The 18,324-nt window shown below is 71.5% G+C and carries 16 protein-coding genes; 7 read left to right on the top strand and 9 right to left on the bottom strand.

Going from position 1 to position 18,324, the window contains the following annotated elements; translation table 11 throughout:
* Nucleotides 1-48: 48 nt before the first annotated feature.
* Both AC07OX_RS15515 and AC07OX_RS15510 read left to right on the top strand, forming a co-directional pair.
* Nucleotides 49-171, top strand: a complete 123-nt coding sequence (locus tag AC07OX_RS15515) for a hypothetical protein (protein ID WP_495261983.1) — start codon at nucleotides 49-51, stop codon at nucleotides 169-171.
* The gene (locus tag AC07OX_RS15510) at nucleotides 168-413 is read left to right on the top strand and encodes a DUF2798 domain-containing protein (RefSeq protein WP_070060049.1); all 246 of its coding nucleotides are present in this window, start codon (nucleotides 168-170) and stop codon (nucleotides 411-413) included. The genes AC07OX_RS15515 and AC07OX_RS15510 overlap by 4 nt, the downstream gene beginning before the upstream one ends.
* 7 nt (nucleotides 414-420) lie before the next feature.
* Here AC07OX_RS15510 and AC07OX_RS15505 read toward each other — a convergent pair whose 3' ends face one another.
* The 4 genes from AC07OX_RS15505 to AC07OX_RS15490 form a co-directional block, all read right to left on the bottom strand.
* Nucleotides 421-1,473, bottom strand: a complete 1,053-nt coding sequence (locus AC07OX_RS15505) for an aldose epimerase family protein (RefSeq protein WP_495261982.1) — start codon at nucleotides 1,471-1,473, stop codon at nucleotides 421-423.
* Nucleotides 1,470-2,420 (bottom strand): alpha/beta hydrolase family protein, encoded by a 951-nt coding sequence (locus AC07OX_RS15500; RefSeq protein ID WP_495261981.1) that lies wholly within the window; start codon nucleotides 2,418-2,420, stop codon nucleotides 1,470-1,472. Before AC07OX_RS15500 ends, AC07OX_RS15505 begins: the two co-directional genes overlap by 4 nt.
* Nucleotides 2,417-7,204, bottom strand: coding sequence for a CapA family protein (locus AC07OX_RS15495; RefSeq protein WP_495261980.1), 4,788 nt, complete (start codon nucleotides 7,202-7,204; stop codon nucleotides 2,417-2,419). Before AC07OX_RS15495 ends, AC07OX_RS15500 begins: the two co-directional genes overlap by 4 nt.
* Nucleotides 7,205-7,285: 81 nt before the next feature.
* A complete protein-coding gene (locus tag AC07OX_RS15490; protein ID WP_495261979.1) occupies nucleotides 7,286-8,164 on the bottom strand; it encodes a LysR family transcriptional regulator in 879 nt (292 codons plus the stop codon).
* 143 nt (nucleotides 8,165-8,307) lie between these two features.
* On the opposite strand from AC07OX_RS15490, the gene AC07OX_RS15485 reads away from it, so the two are divergent.
* Nucleotides 8,308-9,282, top strand: a complete 975-nt coding sequence (locus tag AC07OX_RS15485) for a DMT family transporter (protein WP_390346572.1) — start codon at nucleotides 8,308-8,310, stop codon at nucleotides 9,280-9,282.
* Nucleotides 9,283-9,285: 3 nt separating this feature from the next.
* Here AC07OX_RS15485 and AC07OX_RS15480 read toward each other — a convergent pair whose 3' ends face one another.
* The 3 genes from AC07OX_RS15480 to AC07OX_RS15470 are packed head-to-tail and all read right to left on the bottom strand — an operon-like array spanning nucleotide 9,286 to nucleotide 10,854.
* Nucleotides 9,286-9,669, bottom strand: coding sequence for a PaaI family thioesterase (locus AC07OX_RS15480; RefSeq protein WP_307638430.1), 384 nt, complete (start codon nucleotides 9,667-9,669; stop codon nucleotides 9,286-9,288).
* Nucleotides 9,670-9,715: 46 nt separating this feature from the next.
* On the bottom strand, nucleotides 9,716-10,246 hold the full coding sequence (locus AC07OX_RS15475; RefSeq protein WP_495261978.1) for a GNAT family N-acetyltransferase: 531 nt from the start codon (nucleotides 10,244-10,246) through the stop codon (nucleotides 9,716-9,718).
* A 2-nt stretch (nucleotides 10,247-10,248) separates the two neighbouring features.
* Nucleotides 10,249-10,854 (bottom strand): helix-turn-helix domain-containing protein, encoded by a 606-nt coding sequence (locus tag AC07OX_RS15470; RefSeq protein WP_495261977.1) that lies wholly within the window; start codon nucleotides 10,852-10,854, stop codon nucleotides 10,249-10,251.
* A gap of 159 nt (nucleotides 10,855-11,013) precedes the next feature.
* On the opposite strand from AC07OX_RS15470, the gene putA reads away from it, so the two are divergent.
* Nucleotides 11,014-14,754: a trifunctional transcriptional regulator/proline dehydrogenase/L-glutamate gamma-semialdehyde dehydrogenase gene (gene putA, locus AC07OX_RS15465; protein WP_495261976.1), complete on the top strand. Its 3,741-nt coding sequence runs from the start codon at nucleotides 11,014-11,016 to the stop codon at nucleotides 14,752-14,754.
* Between the two features lie 6 nt (nucleotides 14,755-14,760).
* On the opposite strand, the gene AC07OX_RS15460 is transcribed toward putA, so the two are convergent.
* A complete protein-coding gene (locus AC07OX_RS15460) occupies nucleotides 14,761-15,153 on the bottom strand; it encodes a carboxymuconolactone decarboxylase family protein (RefSeq protein WP_159273919.1) in 393 nt (130 codons plus the stop codon).
* Nucleotides 15,154-15,319: 166 nt separating this feature from the next.
* Here AC07OX_RS15460 and AC07OX_RS15455 point away from each other — a divergent pair, with 166 nt between their 5' ends.
* A complete protein-coding gene (locus tag AC07OX_RS15455; protein WP_495261975.1) occupies nucleotides 15,320-16,789 on the top strand; it encodes a YadA family autotransporter adhesin in 1,470 nt (489 codons plus the stop codon).
* Nucleotides 16,790-16,842: 53 nt separating this feature from the next.
* Nucleotides 16,843-17,250, top strand: coding sequence for an outer membrane protein assembly factor BamE (locus AC07OX_RS15450; RefSeq protein WP_495261974.1), 408 nt, complete (start codon nucleotides 16,843-16,845; stop codon nucleotides 17,248-17,250).
* Here AC07OX_RS15450 and AC07OX_RS15445 read toward each other — a convergent pair whose 3' ends face one another.
* Nucleotides 17,251-17,682, bottom strand: coding sequence for a YbaN family protein (locus AC07OX_RS15445; protein WP_495261973.1), 432 nt, complete (start codon nucleotides 17,680-17,682; stop codon nucleotides 17,251-17,253). It abuts the gene before it with no gap.
* Nucleotides 17,683-17,800: 118 nt separating this feature from the next.
* On the opposite strand from AC07OX_RS15445, the gene AC07OX_RS15440 reads away from it, so the two are divergent.
* Nucleotides 17,801-18,313 (top strand): bacteriohemerythrin, encoded by a 513-nt coding sequence (locus tag AC07OX_RS15440; protein WP_447741205.1) that lies wholly within the window; start codon nucleotides 17,801-17,803, stop codon nucleotides 18,311-18,313.
* Nucleotides 18,314-18,324 lie beyond the last annotated feature (11 nt).

The raw sequence follows: 18,324 nt of genomic DNA, 5'->3' as shown, positions 1-18,324 counted from the left end.
AGGCCTCGCGGTCGCAGGCCGCATTGCCACAAACGAAGGAATCATTCCATGAAACAACGACACAGACCCACCGTACGGGTGGTCGGCGCCGACGGCGCTGACGGCGCAGAAGGGCTGCAACCTCGTCCGCGCACCTTGAACAACCACATCCAGGAGCTTGCCCAATCATGACCACCCGAAAACTGCCGGCCCGTTATGCGGGCATCGCCATGCCCTTCCTGCTGTCGATCTTCATGTCGTGCATCGTGGCGGGCATCTCCACGCTCAAGAGCGTGGGGCTGGCCTCGGGCCTCTTCCAGATGTGGATGGCCGCATGGGGTGTGTCGTGGCTGGCCGCGTTTCCGTCGCTGCTCGTGGTGCTGCCGGTGGTGCGCCGGATCGTCGCGGCGACGGTGCAGAGCCCGCAGCGCTGATCCGCGGTCAGCCGATGCCGAAGCGGTGCTCGGTCGCGCTGGCGAACACCTCGCCGGGGCGCAGCACGGTCGACGCGAACTCCTGCCTGTTCGGCGCGTCGGGAAAGTGCTGCGTCTCCAGGCACAGGCCGTCGCCCTGGCGCAGGCTCGCGCCCGCGCTGCCGAGCAGGCTGCCGTCGAGGAAGTTGCCCGAATAGAACTGCACGCCGGGCTCGGTGGTGTGCACGTCCATCACGCGGCCCGAGGCCTCGTGGGCGAGGCGCGCCGCAAACGCCAGGCCCGTGCCGCTGCGGTCGAGCACCCAGTTGTGGTCGTAGCCATGCGCGCGCAGCAGCTGCTCGTGCCCTTCGCGGATGCGCGCGCCGATGCGCGTCGGCGTGCGGAAATCGAAAGGCGTGCCGGCCACCTCGCCCAGCCCGAGCGGAATGAGCGTGGCATCCACCGGGCAGTAGCGGCTCGCGGGCAGCGTCAGCACATGGTCCATCACCGAGCCGCTGCCTGCAAGGTTGAAGTAGTCGTGGTGGCTCAGGTTGAGCACCGTGGGCCGGTCGGTGGTGGCGCGGTAGTCGATGCGCCAGGTGTTGGCGGTGGCACTCAAGGTGTAGCGCACCGTCAGCTGCACCTCGCCGGGGTAGCCCTCTTCGCCGTCGGCGCTGGTGTAGCGCAGTTCGAGGGCGAGTTCATGCGGCACCGGCACGATCTCCCAGTAGCGCTTGCCGAAGCCGGTGGCGCCGCCGTGCAGCGTGTTCACGCCGTCGTTCAGGCCCAGCTGGTGAGCGGTGCCATCGAGCGTGAAGCGGCCCGCCGCGATGCGGTTCGCGTAGCGGCCGACGATGGTGCCGAAGTGCGGGTGCGGCTTCAGGTAGTCGGCCAGCGACGGCAAGCCCAGCACCACGTTCGCGCTGCGCCCCAGCCGGTCGGGCACGTGCAGCGCGGTGACGATGCCACCGAGGTTGATGGCGCTCAGGCGCAGGCCGTGGCCGTTGTCGAGCGTGTATTCGGTGACGGGGCGGCCGTCGGGCATGGCGCCGAAGGGGCGCGAAGTGAGGGGTTCGATCATCGGGCTTGCGACTGCAGCGCCTCGCGCGCGCACTGCGATGCGGTGCGCAGGCCGATGCGGTCTTTCAGGTCGTGGAAGGTCGGTGGCTCGGCGTCGTGCGTCATCACCTCGACGCGATGGCCCGCCTTGCCCACCGCGTCGGCAAAGCGCTGCTGCAGCGCGAACGGCGTGTTGCGGTCGCCGGGGTTGCCGATGAGCACGATGCGCCGCTGCGGGTCGCGCGGGATGCCGGCCACATGGTCCAGCGGGTCGTAGACCTGCATGCTGCCCGTGGTGTCGCTGCGCCCGTTCTTCGATCGGCCGAGCAGCCGCGCACGCTCCAGCAGGTCGAAGGCGCCCGAGGTGAGCACCGCGCAGGCCACGCGCGTGCGCCCGAGCGTGAGCAGCGCGGCGCCGGCCGTGGCGCCGCCGCTGTGGCCGAAGAGCACCACGCGCTGCAGCCGGTGGCGCTGCATCAGCGCTTCGAGCGCCGCATCGAGCGCATGGAACTCCACCGCCTCGCGCCGCTGGCGGTGGTCGCCCGACGAGCCGTAGGTGCCGGGGCGCGCCATGAAGATCCACGGCATGCCCGCGCGGTCGCTCGCGGCCTGCGCGTCGAGCGTGCGCAGCGGTTCGGTGTTGCCGGGGATGCGCGTGGGCGACAGGTTCATCACGCTGTCGCGGTCGCCCGAGAACTGCACGATGGCAATGCGCGCGTCGTCGATGTCGCGGCTGGCGAAGTAGCGGATGCACGACGGCCCCTCGACCGCCTGCACCCAGAGAAAGCCCGGGCGGTCGGGGCAGTTGGCGCGCACGGCGGGCTGGTTCCAGTGCAGCAGTGCGCCCTCGGCCGACGCGGAGGCCGCCGGCTCGCGCGGCGCTGCGGCCTTCGGCGCATCGGCACGCTGCGCGCAGGCCGTCTGCACGAGGGCAAGGAGCACACAGGCCAGGCGCGCGCGGGGGCTCATAGCTTCTGCAGCAGTTCGGAGATGAGGCCGAAGTCGGACTGCTGGCGGTCGCCCTTCACCAGCACCAGGTCGCCGTCGCGCAGGAATTCGCCGAGGTAGCCGGTGAGCTGCGCGGCGTCCTCGAAGTGCGGGCCGAGCAGCTCGGCCGGCACCTCCTCGCGCAGCCAGCGCATCTCGGCGCCGTGCGTCACGAGGTGCTGGATGCCCGAGGCCAGCAGCGGCGCGGCCAGGCTGCGGTGCATCGCTTCGGCTTCCTTGTCGAGGTTGATGATGCGCCCGAGCACGCCGATCTTGCGCGTCACCGGCCCGTGCGCCGCATGCTGGCAGGTGCGCACGAACTCCATCGCGTTGCGCATCGACATGACCTCGGCGTTCCAGCTGTCGTCGATCAGCGTGGCCTGCACGCCGCCCTGCGTGCGCAGCGGGCGCAGCTGCATCACCGAAGCCGGCAGGCGCACGAAAGGCATGCGCGCGCACGCGGCCTCGGCATCGAAGCCCAGCGCCAGCAGCGCGGCGAAGGCCAGCGCCGAATTGCGCACCAGCCCGGCGCTCGCGATCGGGAACAGGTACTCGACCGCGCGCCCCGGCAGCGCGATGCGCACGCAGCAGCCGCCGTCGCGCTCGGGCCGCGTGTCGACGATGCGGATGTTGGCGTCGGGGCTGCTGCCCACGACCCAGATGGCGCCCGCGGTGCGCGCGGCCGCCCGCACCACCTGCATCAGGCAGGGGATGTGGTCGGGCACGATGGCCACGCCGCCGGGCTCCAGCCCCAGGAAGATGCGCGACTTGAACTCGGCCGTCTGTTCGAGCGTGGCGGTCTGGCGGGTCTGCGACAGGCCGATCTCGGTGAGGATGGCCACGTGCGGGCGCGCCACGAGCGAGATCGGGCCGCGGTCCATCCACAGCGCGCTCTGCGCCATCTCGAGCACGCACACGTCGGCATCGGCCGCGAGGTTGGCCAGCATCGCCGGCACGCCCACGCGCGAGTTGTAGTTGTCGATGGTGGTGTGCACGCGCGCCGCCTCGGGCAGCAGGTCGCGCAGCATGGCGATGGTGGACGACTTGCCGACGGTGCCGGTCACGCCCACCACGCGGCCCTTGAAGCGCGCACGCGCGGCAATGCCCAGGTCGATCATGGCGCGGATCGGGTCCTCCACCTGCAGCAGCGGGAACGACGGGTCGAGACCGTCCACCGGGTGCGCGACCACGGCGCCCGCGAGCGCGTGCTGCAGCACGGGCACGTCTTCGTGGCGGTCGGGGTTGTCGGCGCGCGGCTTGCTGTAGTTCTCGTGCTTGGCGAGCGTGCGGTAGTCGGACGCGATGAACAGCGCCGGCTTCGGCAGCCGCGCCATGTGCGTCGGTCCGCGCACCACCGCGTTCACGAACCAGCCCGAAGGCGGCGGCACCAGCCACTGCCCGCCGGTGACGCGCTGCAGTTCGTCGGCGGTCCACACGGGCGACGCCTGCGGCGCTGCACCGGGGCGCAGCGCCGCGAGCACGGGCGCGGGGCGCTCGGGCAGCGGCGTCGGAAACTTCGGCACGCGCAGGCCGCACCACACGGGCAGCCGGCGCGCGCCCGGCAGGTCGGGCATGCTGCCGCGCACGCGCACCTCGATCTGCAGCGCGTCGTTCTCGAGCAGGCCCAGGCGCGGCGCGCGCAGGCCGTAGCGGTCGCGGTAGATGCGTCCCGGCGTCCAGCGGCTGGTGGGCCACATCCAGTCGCAGGGGTCGTGGTCCATGGCCTCGCCCCAGGCCGGCATGGTGGCGCTGCGCATCGGCAGCGCGCGAAACTGCACGCGCAGGTCGGCGCTCACGGGCGCATCGGCGGTCCAGAACGACTCGACCCACAGCAGGCGCCGCCCGATGATCTGCGTCGGCGCGAGGCGGATGCCCACGAGGCGCAGCGGGCCGAACTGCAGCGGGCGCATCCTGGCGTCCTCGGGCACGGCATCGACCGACCACTCGGGCCGGGGCGCGAGCACGGGGCCGACCAGCGCGGGCGGGCGCGACGCCGACAGCGGCGCCAGCGGCGGGCGCCCGGCCGGCGCGGTGCGTTCGGGCGGCGACAGCTGCAGCGCGCAGCGCCCGTCGGGCCGCTGCGTCATCTCGGTGCCGAGCGCGCGGCACAGTTCAGCGAAGCGCGCGCTGGCGGCTTCGGCTGCCTCACCCGCGAGCTGCTGCGAGAAACCGAAGCCCACGCCCACCGGCGTGAACACCACCTCTTCCACGCCGTGCGGTCCCAGGCGCAGCGAGAACACGCCGGAGTCCGCGAGGTCGTTGCGGATGGCGTCGAACAGCAGGTCGCCCGCGTCGTGCAGGATCGGCCGGCCCTGGTAGACCTCGATGCCCTGCAGCACGTGGGCCGAGGTGCCGAGCACCGCGTCGGCGCCGGCTTCGACGATGGCATGGCCGACGGCGATCTCGGCGCGCGAGGGCGCGGTCTCCAGGTTCTCGCCCCAGTGCACCGCCACCAGCACCACGTCGGCCTCCTGGCGCGCGGCGGCGATGCGCGGCGCGAGCGTGGCGCGCCAGGCCGCCGGGTCATCGAGCGACAGCCAGGCCGCGCCGGGGCGCTGCGCGGTGGCGGCGAAGCGCGGCTGCGTGGCGTCGAGCGAGAACAGCGCGACGCGCAGCCCACCGGCTTGCCGGAAGGCGGGGCGCAGCGCCGAGTCGAGGTCGGGCCCGGTGCCGGCAAAGGCGATGGCGGCGGCGTTGAGCAGCCCGTGCTGCTCCAGCAGCGCCTCGGGGCCGTAGTCGCCGCTGTGGTTGTTGGCCGTGGCGACCATGTCGATGCCGGCCTCGGTCAGCACCGCGAGCATCTCGGGCCGCGCGCGGTAGTAATAAGGGCCGCCCTCGTCCTTCTCGACGCCCTGCGCGCCCGTGGTGGCGACCACGCATTCGAGGTTCACGATGCGCAGGTCGGCCTCGCGCAGCGCGGGGATGTCGCCGAGCATGCGGGCGGGGCCGCCCAACTCGTGCATGCGGTAGTGCTGGCGCCGGCCCAGGTTGACGTCGCCGCCCCACAGCACGGTGCCTTCGAGGCCGCGCGGCGCAGCCGGTTCGGTGGCGGCTTGCGAGAGCTGCGCGCTCTGCTGCTGCGCCTCGCGCGCCTCGAGCAGCCGGTGGTAGGCCACGTAGCCCGACAGGTAATGCTCCACGTCGTCGATGCGCACGCGAAAGCTGTGGTGCTTGATGAAGAACGCGCCCGCGATGCGATCGGGGTGGCGGAAGAACATCGCCAGCTCGGGCCAGAAGTGGCCGTTGGCGAGGTAGCGCGCGCGGTGCTCCAGCGCGCGGTCGAACTTGTGGCGATCCAGCCCCGCGAGCAGCGGGCGCAGGGCCGGGTCGGCTTCGAGCCGCAGCACCATCTCGCGCGCGGCCATCATCAGCTCGAGCAGCGTGGGGAAGGTGGTGATGCGCTCCAGCACGAAGTCCAGGTGGCCCGCCATGTTCTGCAGGCCGAACTGGTAGTAGCGCGTCTCGGGCTTGAAGCGCGTGAGTTCGTTGACGCAGTAGCTCAGCCAGTGGTCGTGCGCGCGCCAGTGGCCCGCGGCGATGAAATGCTCGAAGGCCTTCTCGACCACCGCGAGCCAGCGCGCGTCGCGCGTGAGGCCGTACAGCCGCATCAAACCGAAGGCCGCTTCGCCGTCGTAGTAGATGATGCGGTAGGGCTCCTTCACGTCGAGCCCCGGGTGGTTGAGCACGTGCACGAAGCGCCCGGTCTCGGGGTCCTGCATGGAGCGGATGCCCAGCGCGAGCTGCTCCATCAGCGGCTGGTACTGCGCATCGCCGGTGAGCTCGGTGTACTTCACCAGCGCCAGCAGGCACACGGCGTTGCCGCCGAGCTTGATCTCGCTGCCGATGTCGACCAGGAACGCGGCCTGCGTGCCGTCGGCCAGCGTGGCGCGGCGGATCAGCCGCTGGCTCAGGAAGGCCAGCGCGCGGTCGATGGCGGCCTTCTGCACGTCGCTGCGCGTGAGCTCCCAGCCTTCGAGCATGGCGTAGGTGGAGCTGGCGTGGCGCAGCGTGTTGTAGGTGGGAATCGCGCGGTCGAAGCAGGGGAACCAGCCGTAGTGGAACTCGCCCGTGGGCTTGACCTGCTCGGCCAGGTAGTCGCTCGCCGAATCGACCAGCGCGCGCACCTGCTTTGCGTTCCAGTCGGTGAGCGTGCGAAAGCCCGCGGCTTGTCCTTCGGCCGTGAGCGGCCAGGCGCCGTCGGCATCGACATACACGGCGCGCGTGGTGAAGCACCACACGGGCGCGGCGTCGTCGGTGGGAAAGTCGCGCTCGTCGCCGAAGCGGCGTTTGGTGTGCGTGCGCAGGTTGCCGTTGTTGGGCTCTGCGTGGTCGACCGTGCCGTTGTAGAGCACGGCGCTGCCGTGCATCTCCTGCGCGAGCAGCGCGGTCTCGAAGCGCACGTCGAGCGCGATGCCTTCGTTGAAGTAGTTGCGCTTGGTCTGCGCCAGCCGCGCCTTCAGTTCGCCCCAGGTCATGGGCGTAGCGTGCTCGACGATCTCCGCGCGCAGCCGCTGCGCGGGCCGCTCGGCACGCTTCGCCTTCACGGCCAGCGCCTCGGCGGCGGCCTGCCACGCGGCTTCGGTGTCGGGGCCGCGGCCCATGACGACGCGGGCGCGGCTTTCGCCCTCGCCCATCGCGAGGAACACCACGCAGCCGGCCTCGTCGGTGGCGGGCGGGGCCGGGGGCAGCGCCCCGTCCGGGGTGGCCAGGGCCTGCCTGGCGCGGTTCAACAGATCGGCGAGGGGGACGGGAGCTTGGTGAGTCATGCGCCGCGAATGATGACAGGCCCCGGCGCGGCCTGCCACTGCGGAAATCCGGGGCGGCGTCAGACCCGGATCAGGCCCGGGTCACGCCCAGGCGTCGAACACCGCGCCGCGCACGGCCTCGACCGCCGCCGATCGCTGGCCGCCAGCCGGCGCGACCCAGCACAGCCAGGTGTGTGAGCGCCAACCGTTCCAGATCTTCAGTTCGCCCTGGCGCTCGCCTTGCTCGGCCTGGTCCAGCCGCATCAGGCCCGCGCCCATGCCGCTGGCGACCATGCTGCGGATGGCGCTCTCGCCGTCGGCGGTGACGCCCTGGCGGTAGTCGCGCCCGGCCGAGGCGAACAGCTTCTCGAGGTGCGCACGCAGGATGCACGAGGGCGGCGTGCCGACCCAGGTCAGGTCGGTGAGCTGCTCGAGCGTGAGCTCGGGGTGCGCCTGCGCCACCGCCAGCGGCAGGCCCACGGCCAGGTCGATCACGCCCAGGCGCCGCAGCTCGAAGCCTTCGAGCCGCTCGGCATCGCTGAGCACATAGGCGCAGTCGAGTTCGCCGCGCTGCACGGCCGCCAGGGTTTCGTACGACAGCCCCTGCTTGAGTTGCAGCGTGACCTGCGGATGCTGCTGCGCCAGCGTGACCAGCACGCTGCCCAAGCGCAGCGCCACCGGATCGACCACCGTGCCGAAGCGCACCACGCCCTGCGCCGCGCCGCGCAGCTGGTCGGCGGCCGACTGCATGCGCATGGCCGAGGCCAGGGTGCGCTCGGCCTCCTCGAGCAGGCGACGGCCGGCCGCGGTGGGCGACATGCCGCGCGGCGTGCGCTCGAACAGGCGCACGCCGAGCTCGTCTTCGAGCGCCTTGAGTTGGGCGCTGGCGGCCGGGGCGCTGGTGAACACGCGCTCGGCGGCGCGGGTCAGGTTGCCCTCCTTCGCGATGGCGACGAAGGTCTTCAGTTGGTACAGCTCCATGACCGCGGATTGTGAGCGCGTGCGACGCAGTCGTCCGTTCGCTTTTTCGGAAGCCCCGGTCCAAAGAAACGAATGGCCTTCGCGGCGGCCCGTCCCCATCCTTCAGGCCACGCGCTCCCTCTTTTTTCTTGAAAGGCCTTCCCGTGTCCTCCCCTTCCTCACGCCTGCCTGGCATCGCGGCCCTGCTCTTCGCCACCGCCAGCTGGGGCAGCCTGTTCCTCGTCGGCAAGGGCGTGCTGCAGCACGTGGCGCCGGTGTGGCTCACGCTCATCCGCTACACGCTGTCGGCGCTGGTGTTCGCCGCGCTGCTGGGCCTGCGCGGCAGCGGCGGCTGGCACAAGCTGCGGCAGCACGCGGTGCCGCTGGCGCTGCACGGCTTTGCGGGCTTCGGCGTGTTCAGCATCCTGCTGTTCGTCGGGCTGTCGCACTCGGTGCCCTCGCACGGCGCGGTGCTGATTGCGACCACGCCGATCACCACGCAGCTGCTGCGCTGGTGGCTCGACGGCGTGCGCCCGACGCGCACGACCTTGCTGACCGCCGCGCTGGCGCTGGCCGGCGTGGCGACGGTGGCCGGGCTGCTGTCGCCCGGTGGCGCAGGCCTGTCGCACGACACGCTGCTCGGCGACGCCATCGCCTTCGTCGGCACGCTGGGCTGGGTCGTCTACACGCGCGGTGCGGCGCGCTTCCCGACGCTGGACACGGTGGACTACACCGCGCTCACGGTGCTGGCCTCGTGGCCGCTGCTGCTGGCCGTGGCGGTGGGCATGACCGCGCTGGGCGCCTCGCCCGCGCCCGACGCGCAGGGACTGCGCCTGTCGTGGCAGGTGCTGCTGTACGTGGGGCTGGTGCCGTCGGCGCTCGCGGTGCTGGCCTTCAACCACGGCGTGCGCGCGCTCGGTGCGGTCACGGGCACGGCCTTCCTGAACTTCGTGCCGGTGTCGGCGTTGCTGATGGGCGTGGCGCTGGGCAAGCCGCCCGCGACGCACGAGATCGTCGGCGTGGCGATGGTGGTGGTGGCGCTGCTGCTGCATGTGGCGGCAGCGAAGCGGGCGGCGACGCCGGTGGCCCCGGTTCGCGTGCCGGCGCCAGGTCAGCGCACCTGCGGCGTCACGCCATGAACCTCAGCCCTCGGCGCGGCTGCGCCGGAAGATCGCGTAGTTGCCGTTCGCCATCCCCACGAGCACCTCGCCCACGTACAGCCGCGACTCCAGGTTGGCGACGGTGCGCCCGCGGTTGAGCAGCGTGGTCCTGCAGACGACCTGGCCTTCGAACACGGGCTTGAAGTAGTTCATCTTGATCTCGATGGTGGCGCAGATCTCGCCCGCCTCGAGCGTGGGGTACAGCGCCGTGCCCATGCCCGTGTCGGCCAGCGCATAGAGCACGGCGCCGTGCACCACCTCGTGCGGGTTCAGATGCTGCGGCGCGACGACCAGCGTCATGGTGCTGGCGCCGGCGGTGGCTTCCTCGCAGTGCAGGTCGATCAGTTCGGCGAAGGGGTGTTTCATGGCGACGGGAAATGAACGGACCGGCCGACTGTAGACCGCACGGCCGTCAGTCGCCGAGCGCGCGATAGAAGTAGGTGGTGCCGCACGGCGTGCCGTCGGGCAGCAGCGCGTAGCCGGGGATGGTGCCCACGCGCAGCCAGCCGCAGCGGGTGTACAGCCGTTCGGCCTCGGGGCTGGAGGTGTCGAGCACCAGCAGGGTCTTGCCATGGTCGCGCGCGCGCTGTTCGGCGCCCTTCATCAGCAGCGCGCCGAGGCCGTGGCGGCGTGCGCGGCGGTGCACCAGCATCTTCGCGACCTCGCCGCGGTGCGGCTGGTTCTCGGGCTGCGCCAGCACCAGCTGCACGGTGCCGACGATGCCTGCGTCGTCCTCGGCCACGAGCAGCTCGCGCTCGCCGCGCGCCACGCCGTCGGCCACGTGGCGCCAGAAGGCCCGTGCGCGCTCGGGCGTGAGCGGCTGCATGAAGCTCACCGAGGCGCCGCCCTCGACGCAGTCGATGAGCACGTCGGCCAGCGCGTTCAGCTCGGCCTCGGTGACGGAAGAAAGGGCGCGCAGGCGCGGGGTGGCGGTGACAGTCATGGTCATTTCCGGTTGGATGCGTGGGCGGGCGCGCTGGTGATGACGACCGCGTAGCGCGCCGTCTCGCGGGTGGGGTTGAAGTAGCTCGTCGGCTGGTCGAGCACGAGCGCGAGGCAGTCGCCGGCCTCGAGCCGGTGTTGCTGGTCGCCGACCGCGAGTTCGATGCAGCCTTCGAGCACCCACACCTGCTGGTGGATGCGCGGCTCGCGCGCGCCGGTTTCGTAGGCCACGCGCGCGCCGGGCGGAAACAGCACCTCGACGATCTGGATCGGCGAGGCGTCGCCGCCGGCCGAGACGTTGCGGCGCAGGTAGCCCGAATGCGGATCGCGCCATTCGAGCTGGTCGGCGCGGCGCGACACCGGGCTGGCGGCCGGCGCGTCGGGCTCGAACAGCGAGGCCAGCGGCACGCCCAGGCCGGTCGCAAGTTTTTCGAGCAGCACGGCCGTCGGGCTGCTCTCGCCGCGCTCGATCAGAGAGATCATGGAGCGGCTGACGCCGCAGTGCGTGGCCAGGGCGTCGAGCGAGAGATCGCGCGCGGCGCGCAGGGCGCGCACGCGCTGGGCGATGCGGTCGTTGAGGCTGGGGGATGACGCTGACTCTTCTTTCATATTGGATGAAATATCCAATGAAATAGAAATTCAGTCAACCCCGGGCTGGAAGCGGGCCGTCTAGTCCGCAGAGACTTGCTCGTCGAAGTGACTGTTCTTTGGAGAAATATTCATGCCGTTCGCTGAAATCATCCAACACATCACCACCACCGACGCACCATGAGCGCCAACGATCCCGCCCCCCTGCCCTCGACCTTCGTCACCTTCGCCGACGGCCCGGCCGCGCCGTCCGCGCTGCGCACCCGCATCACGGCGACCTGCCGGCCACCCGAATCGGAGGCGCTGGCACCGCTGCTCGCGCAAGCCCGGCTGCCGGCCGACCAGGCCGCCGAAGCCCACGCCCTCGCCCATCGCATCGCCCACCAGCTGCGCCAGCGCAAAAATGGCGGCGGCCGTTCGGGCCTGGTGCAAGGCCTGCTGCAGGAGTACGCGCTGTCGTCGCAGGAAGGTGTGGCGCTGATGTGCCTGGCCGAGGCGCTGCTGCGCATTCCCGACGCCGACACGCGCGACGCGCTCATCCGCGACAAGATCGCGCAGGGCCAGTGGCAGGCGCACGCGGGGCACAGCCCGTCGGTGTTCGTCAACGCCGCCACCTGGGGCCTGCTGCTTACGGGAAAGCTGGTGGCCACGCACAGCGAGACGGGCCTGTCGGCCACGCTCACGCGGCTGATCGGCAAGGGCGGCGAGCCGCTGATCCGCAAGGGCGTGGACATGGCGATGCGCATGATGGGCGAGCAGTTCGTCACCGGCGAAACCATCGCCCAGGCGCTGGCGCATGCGCGCACGCTGGAGGCGCAGGGCTTTCGCTATTCGTACGACATGCTCGGCGAGGCCGCGCTCACGGCCGACGACGCGCGCCGCTACCGCGCGGCCTACGAAGACGCGATCCACGCCATCGGCCGCGCCTCGAACGGGCGCGGCGTGTACGGCGGGCCGGGCATCTCGATCAAGCTGTCGGCGCTGCACCCGCGCTACAGCCGCGCGCAGTACACGCGCGTGATGGCCGAGCTGTATCCGGTGCTGCGCGACCTGGCGCTGCTGGCGCTGCACTACGACATCGGCCTGAACATCGACGCCGAAGAAGCCGACCGGCTCGAACTCTCGCTCGACCTGCTGGAGCGCCTGTGCTTCGAGCCCGCGCTGGCGGGCTGGCAGGGCATCGGCTTCGTGGTGCAGGGCTACCAGAAGCGCTGCCCCTTCGTGATCGACTGGGTGATCGACCTCGCGCGCCGCAGCGGCCACCGGCTCATGGTGCGGCTCGTGAAGGGCGCCTACTGGGACAGCGAGATCAAGCGCGCGCAGCTCGACGGGCTGGCGGGCTACCCGGTCTACACGCGCAAGGCCTACACCGATGTGTCGTACCTCGCGTGCGCGCGCCGCCTGCTCGATGCGCCCGACGCGGTGTACCCGCAGTTCGCCACGCACAACGCCCACACGCTGGCCGCGATCTACACGATGGCCGACCCGTCGCGCTACACGCCGGGCCAGTACGAGTTCCAGTGCCTGCACGGCATGGGCGAGCCGCTGTACGAGCAGGTGGTGGGCCCGCTCGGGCGGCCCTGCCGCATCTACGCGCCGGTGGGCACGCACGAGACGCTGCTGGCCTACCTGGTGCGGCGGCTGCTGGAGAACGGCGCCAACACCTCGTTCGTGAACCGCATCGCCGATGCGTCGATTCCGCTCGACACGCTGGTGGAAGACCCGGTCGCGACGGTCGAGCGCATGGCTGCGCAGGAAGGCGCGATGGGCTTGCCGCACGCGGCCATTCCGCTGCCGGCCGCGCTCTACGGCACGCAGCGTGCGAACTCGCAGGGCCTGGACCTCGCGAGCGAAGCCACGCTGCATGCGCTCGCCGCCACGCTGCAGGCCAGCGCGAGCGAGCCCTGGCGCGCGACGCCGATGCTTGCTGCGCCGCGCGCCGAAGACGACGCCAGTCGCACCTGGGCCGAGGTGCGCAACCCCGCCGACCGCCGCGACCTCGTCGGGCAGGTGCAGGACGCGGTGCCGGGCGACGTGGCCTCGGCCATTGCGCAGGCCGAAGCCGTCGCCGCCGCGTGGGCCGCCACGCCGCCCGCCGAGCGCGCTACCGCGCTCGAGCGCGCCGCCGGCCTGCTCGAAGCGCAGCAGCCGCGCCTGCTCGGCCTGTTGATGCGCGAGGCCGGCAAGAGCGGCGCCAACGCCATCGCCGAAGTGCGCGAGGCGGTCGACTTCCTGCGCTACTACGCGGCGCAGGCGCGCACCGACTTCGCCAACGCCACGCACCGCCCGCTCGGGCCGGTGGTGTGCATCAGCCCGTGGAATTTTCCGCTCGCGATCTTCACCGGCCAGGTGGCCGCGGCGCTCGCGGCTGGCAACCCGGTGCTGGCCAAGCCGGCCGAGCAGACGCCGCTGGTCGCGGCCGAGGCGGTGCGCGTGCTGTGGGAGGCCGGCGTGCCGCGCGCGGCGGTGCAGCTGCTGCCGGGCCGCGGCGAGACCGTCGGCGCCGCGCTGGTCGGCGACGCGCGCGTGCAGGGCGTGATGTTCACGGGCTCGACCGAGGTCGCGCGCCTGCTGCAGAAGACGCTGTCGACGCGCCTGGGTACGCACGGCGCGCCGGTGCCGCTGATCGCCGAGACCGGCGGGCAGAACGCGATGATCGTGGACTCGTCCGCGCTGGTGGAGCAGGTGGTGGCCGACGTGATGGCCTCGGCCTTCGACAGCGCGGGCCAGCGCTGCTCGGCGCTGCGCGTGCTGTGCGTGCAGGAAGAAGCGGCCGACCGCCTCGTGGCGATGCTGCAGGGCGCGATGGCCGAGAGCTGCATCGGCAACCCCGCGCGGCTCGCGGTGGACGTGGGCCCCGTCATCGACGACGAGGCGCGCGACGGCATCGAGCGCCACATCGCCGGCATGCGCGGGCGCGGCCGGCGCGTGTTCCGCCAGGGCCGCGAGTTCGGCCACGACACGCGCCACGGCACCTTCGTGCTGCCCACGCTGGTCGAGCTGGAACACCTGGGCGAGCTGCAGCGCGAGGTGTTCGGCCCCGTGCTGCACCTGCTGCGCTACCGCCGCCGCGACCTGGGCGCGCTCATCGGCCAGATCAACGGCAGCGGCTACGGCCTCACGCTGGGCGTGCACACGCGCATCGACGAGACCATTGCGCAGGTGGTGGCGCAGGCGCAGGCCGGCAACGTGTACGTGAACCGCAACATGGTCGGCGCCGTGGTGGGCGTGCAGCCCTTCGGCGGCGAAGGCCTGTCGGGCACCGGGCCGAAGGCCGGCGGGCCGCTGTACATGGCGCGCCTGCTGTCGGCGCGGCCCGACGATGTGCTGGCGCGCGCCGTGGCCGAAGACCGACCCGTGGCACCTGCCAGCGGCCTCGCGGCGCTCGAAGGCTGGGCGCGCGACACGGGCCGCGACGCCCTGGCCGCGCAATGCCGCCGCTTCGCCGGTCTGGCCCACGTGGGCCGTGCACGCACGCTGGCCGGCCCGACCGGCGAGCGCAACGTCTACACGCTGCAGCCGCGCGAAGCCGTGCTGTGCCTCGCCGATGCTGAAGCCGACCGGCTCGTGCAGCTGGCGGCCGTGCTGTCGGTCGGCAGCACCGCCATCTGGCCCGCCGACGCGCCCGGCGCGCACGCGCTGCTGGCCGCGCTGCCCGACGAGGCGCGCCACGCGGTCGTGCTCGCCAACGACTGGCGCGCGCCCACCGTGGTCTTCGATGCCGTGCTGCACCACGGCGACGCCGGCCACCTTGCCGGCGTGCTGCAGCAAGTGGCGGCGCGGCCCGGCCCCATCGTCGGCGTGCGCGGCTTCGCGCCCGGCGACACCGGCATCCCGCTCGAAAGCCTGGTGCTGGAGCGCGCGCTCAGCGTCAACACGGCCGCGGCCGGCGGCAATGCGAGCCTGATGACGATCGGTTGAGCGGGCTCAGCGATCGAATGCGGGATCGATCGGCACGCGGTAGCCGTTCACCAGCCGGTTCGTCTCGTTCGCCATGCCGACCACGGCCATCAGCTCGGCGAACATGGCCGGCGTCATGCCGGCCTTTTCCGCGCCCGCGTGGTGGCTCGCGATGCAGTAGCCGCAGTTGTTGGTGACGCTCACCGCCAGATAGATCATTTCCTTGACCACCGGGTCGAGCGCGCCCGGCGCCATCACCTCCTTGAGGCTGGCCCAGGTGCGCTTCAGCGTGGCCGGGTCGTTGGCCAGGTACTTCCAGAAATTGTTGACGTCGGGCACGTTGCGCGAGGCCTTGATGTCGTCAAACACCGCGCGGACCTCGTCGGAAGCGGCGGCGTGCTCGATAGGCTGGGGTTTCATGCGATCTCCTGAAGTGTGAATGCGCGATGGAAAGCAACATTTGCTTTCGGTACCTTCACATTTATTGTGAATTAGGTCCTAGGTTCACGCGCCCTGCGGTTCATACAGTCGAAGCGTCACACATCAAGCGCGCCATCAGGCGCCATCTCAGGGAGAAGAGAGAACCATGGAACACGTCACACAGCACGTGGGGGGCGGTGCGCGCGCCGCATTCGTCTGCAAGAAGAAAACCCGAGGCATCGCGGGCGCCGTGCTCGCACTGGCCGCCGGCCTCGCAGGCCCGTCGGCCTGGGCCGATGTGAGCCTGGGCGGCGCCAGCTACACCACCGGATCGGGCGCGGTCTGCAGCTCGGGCGGTGCCGGTCCCACGTGGGCCTGCCAGGTGCCCAACGGCAGCGGCGGCTTCGCGCTCATCACCGGCGTGCCGACCGATCCCGTGAACGGCGGCCCCGATGCCGCGGCCTTGCAAGGCATGGTGAGCGGCAACCTCGGCGGCGACGCGCTGCTGCTCGGCGGCACGGCTGCCAAGGCCACCGGCTTCGGCAGCGTGGCAGCGGGCTCCGACGCACGCGCCACCGAAACCTACGCCACCGCCATCGGCTCCACCACCGTGGCCGCGGGCGTCAGCAGCACCGCCGTGGGCAACGTGGCCCAGGCCTTCGGCACCAACGCCACCGCCATCGGCGCCAACAGCACGGCCGTGGCCACCAGCAGCGTCGCAGTGGGCGACCGCGCCACCGCGAGCGACATCAATTCGACCGCGCTCGGCGCCAACACGCAGGCGCGCAAGAAGAGCAGCCTGGCGGCCGGCGACAAGGCGATCGCCGACGGCATCAACGCCGCCGCGCTGGGCGCGAACACGCAGGCGCTGGCCGACAGCGCCGTGGCCGTGGGCGACCGCGCCACCGCGGGTGCCGAGTCGGCCGTGGCCGTGGGTCGCCAGAGCACCGCATCGGCCGCCTCGGCCGTCGCCATCGGCACCGGCGCGACGGCGAGCGCCGTCAATGGCGTGGCGTTGGGCGCCGGCGCCGTCGCCGATCGCGCGGGCATGAGCGGCCAGCAAGAGCGCTTCTCGAACGTCGCCGTGGGCTCCACGCAGGGCGCGGTGTCGGTCGGCAGCGCGGGCGGCGAGCGGCAGATCACGAACGTGGCGGGCGGCACGCAGGCGACCGACGCGGTCAACGTGCGCCAATTGCAGGCCGTTCAGGCCGGCGCGGTCAACTACGTGACCAACGTGGACGGCAGCGTGAACCACAACCAGATCGTGCTGGGCAACGGACAGGCACCCAACGGCACCACCGTGTCCAACGTGGCGCCCGGCGTGGCCGGCACGGATGCGGTCAACGTCAACCAGCTGAACGCACAGGGCGCGCAGTGGCGCGACGCCATTCGCGTGAACCAGCGCGACGCCAACGCCGGCACCGCCGGTGCGATGGCCATGGCCGGCATGCCGCAGGCTTACATGCCGGGCAAGAACATGATCGCGGCCGGCATCGCCGGCTACGAGGGCCAGAGCGCGCTCGCGGTCGGCTTCTCGAGCATCTCGGACAACGGCAAGTGGGTGATGAAGTTCACCGGCTCGGCCAACTCGCGCGGCCGCGTCGGCGTCTCGGCCGGTGCGGGCTACCAGTGGTGAGCCGCATGAACCCCAGAACCGCCATCGCTCCAGGCCCCACGCATTCCTCCTTCATGACACGCACCTTTTTTCTGCCCACCGCCGCGCTGCTGGCCCTGCTCACCCTCGCCGGCTGCACCTCGTACGTGAGCCGCGGCATCGACAGCGACGGCAAGGCCACCGAACTCGTCTGGCCCGGCGCCGACCAGCAGCAAACGTGGCAGACCGAAGGCAGCTTTCCGAACCGCGAGAACCTGCGCGCCGTCGGCCCCGGCGCGACCAAGGACCAGCTCTACGCCCTGATCGGCCGCCCGCACTTCGACGAAGGCATGGCCGCCGTGCGCGAGTGGGACTACGTCTTTCACTTCCGCTCGGGCGGCGGTGCGACGAGCTGCCGCTACAAGGTGATCTTCGACACGGCCTACAAGGCGCGCAGCTTCCACTGGAACCCGGCGATCTGCGCGGAGCTGGCCAAGGGCTGATCAGCCGCCCTGCGGCGGCTCCGGCCGCCGCCACAGCCACGCCAGCACGACCGCCATCGAGCCGATGGCGACGCCCGCGAGCCACGGCTTGTGCGCGGTGAACCCGATGACGACCGCGCAGAACGCCATCGCCGCGGTGGCGCTCCACTTGGCGCGCCGACTCACGGTGCGGCCGTTTTCCCAGTTGCGCAGCAGCGGGCCGAAGAGCCGGTGGTTGAGCAGCCAGCGGTGCAGCCGCGGCGAGCTGCGCGCCGCGGCCCAGGCGGCCATCAGCACGAAGACCGTGGTCGGCATGCCCGGCGCGACCACGCCGATGGCGGCCAGCACGAGGCACAACGCGGCGAAGACCATCAGCAGCCAGCGCACGACCAGCGGCAACGGCCGGGGCTCCACGGCAGCGGGCGGGTTCTGGGGGTCTTCGGCGGGCGTCACGGGCCGATTGTCTTTCTTTCTCTTTCACCGCACCGACGCGCTTGATTCAGATCAACCGCGCGCCGCTTTCGGCTGCCGATACTGGACTTTTACATCCACCTGCAAAGTTCTGAAGACCATGGCCCACCTTGTATGGAAGACCGAGCTCAATACGGGGATCCATGAGATCGACACGCAGCACCAGCGCATCGTGCAATACATCAATGCGCTGGACGACGCCCGCCGCACGAACGACCGCAAAGTCGTGGGCCGGATCATCGAGGAGACCATCGACTACACCGCCTCGCACTTCGCGTTCGAGGAGGCCATGATCGAGGACGCGGGCTACCCCTTCACGGGCCCGCACCGGAAGGTGCACGAGATCTTCGTGCGCCGCGTCACCGAATTCCGCGCGCGCTTCGAGCACGGCGAAGAGGTGCTGGCCGAGCTGCACGACATGCTCTCGCGCTGGCTGTTCAACCACATCCGCCATGAGGACGGCGCCTACGTGCCGACCGTGAAAGCGCACCTGCACACGACGGATTCGTCCGCGGAAGTGCTGGTCCACGCGCAGGTGCGCAAGGCGGTGCAGCAAGGCGGCGCCGCGGGGCAGGTCAAGATGGGCTGGATGCGGCGGCTGTTCGGCGGGTGACGCGGCCCTGA

The organism is Variovorax sp. GW821-FHT09D07, from assembly GCF_059416345.1.
The sequence above is the reverse complement of the archived record's forward strand: the minus strand, read 5'-3'. Positions and strand labels throughout refer to the sequence as shown.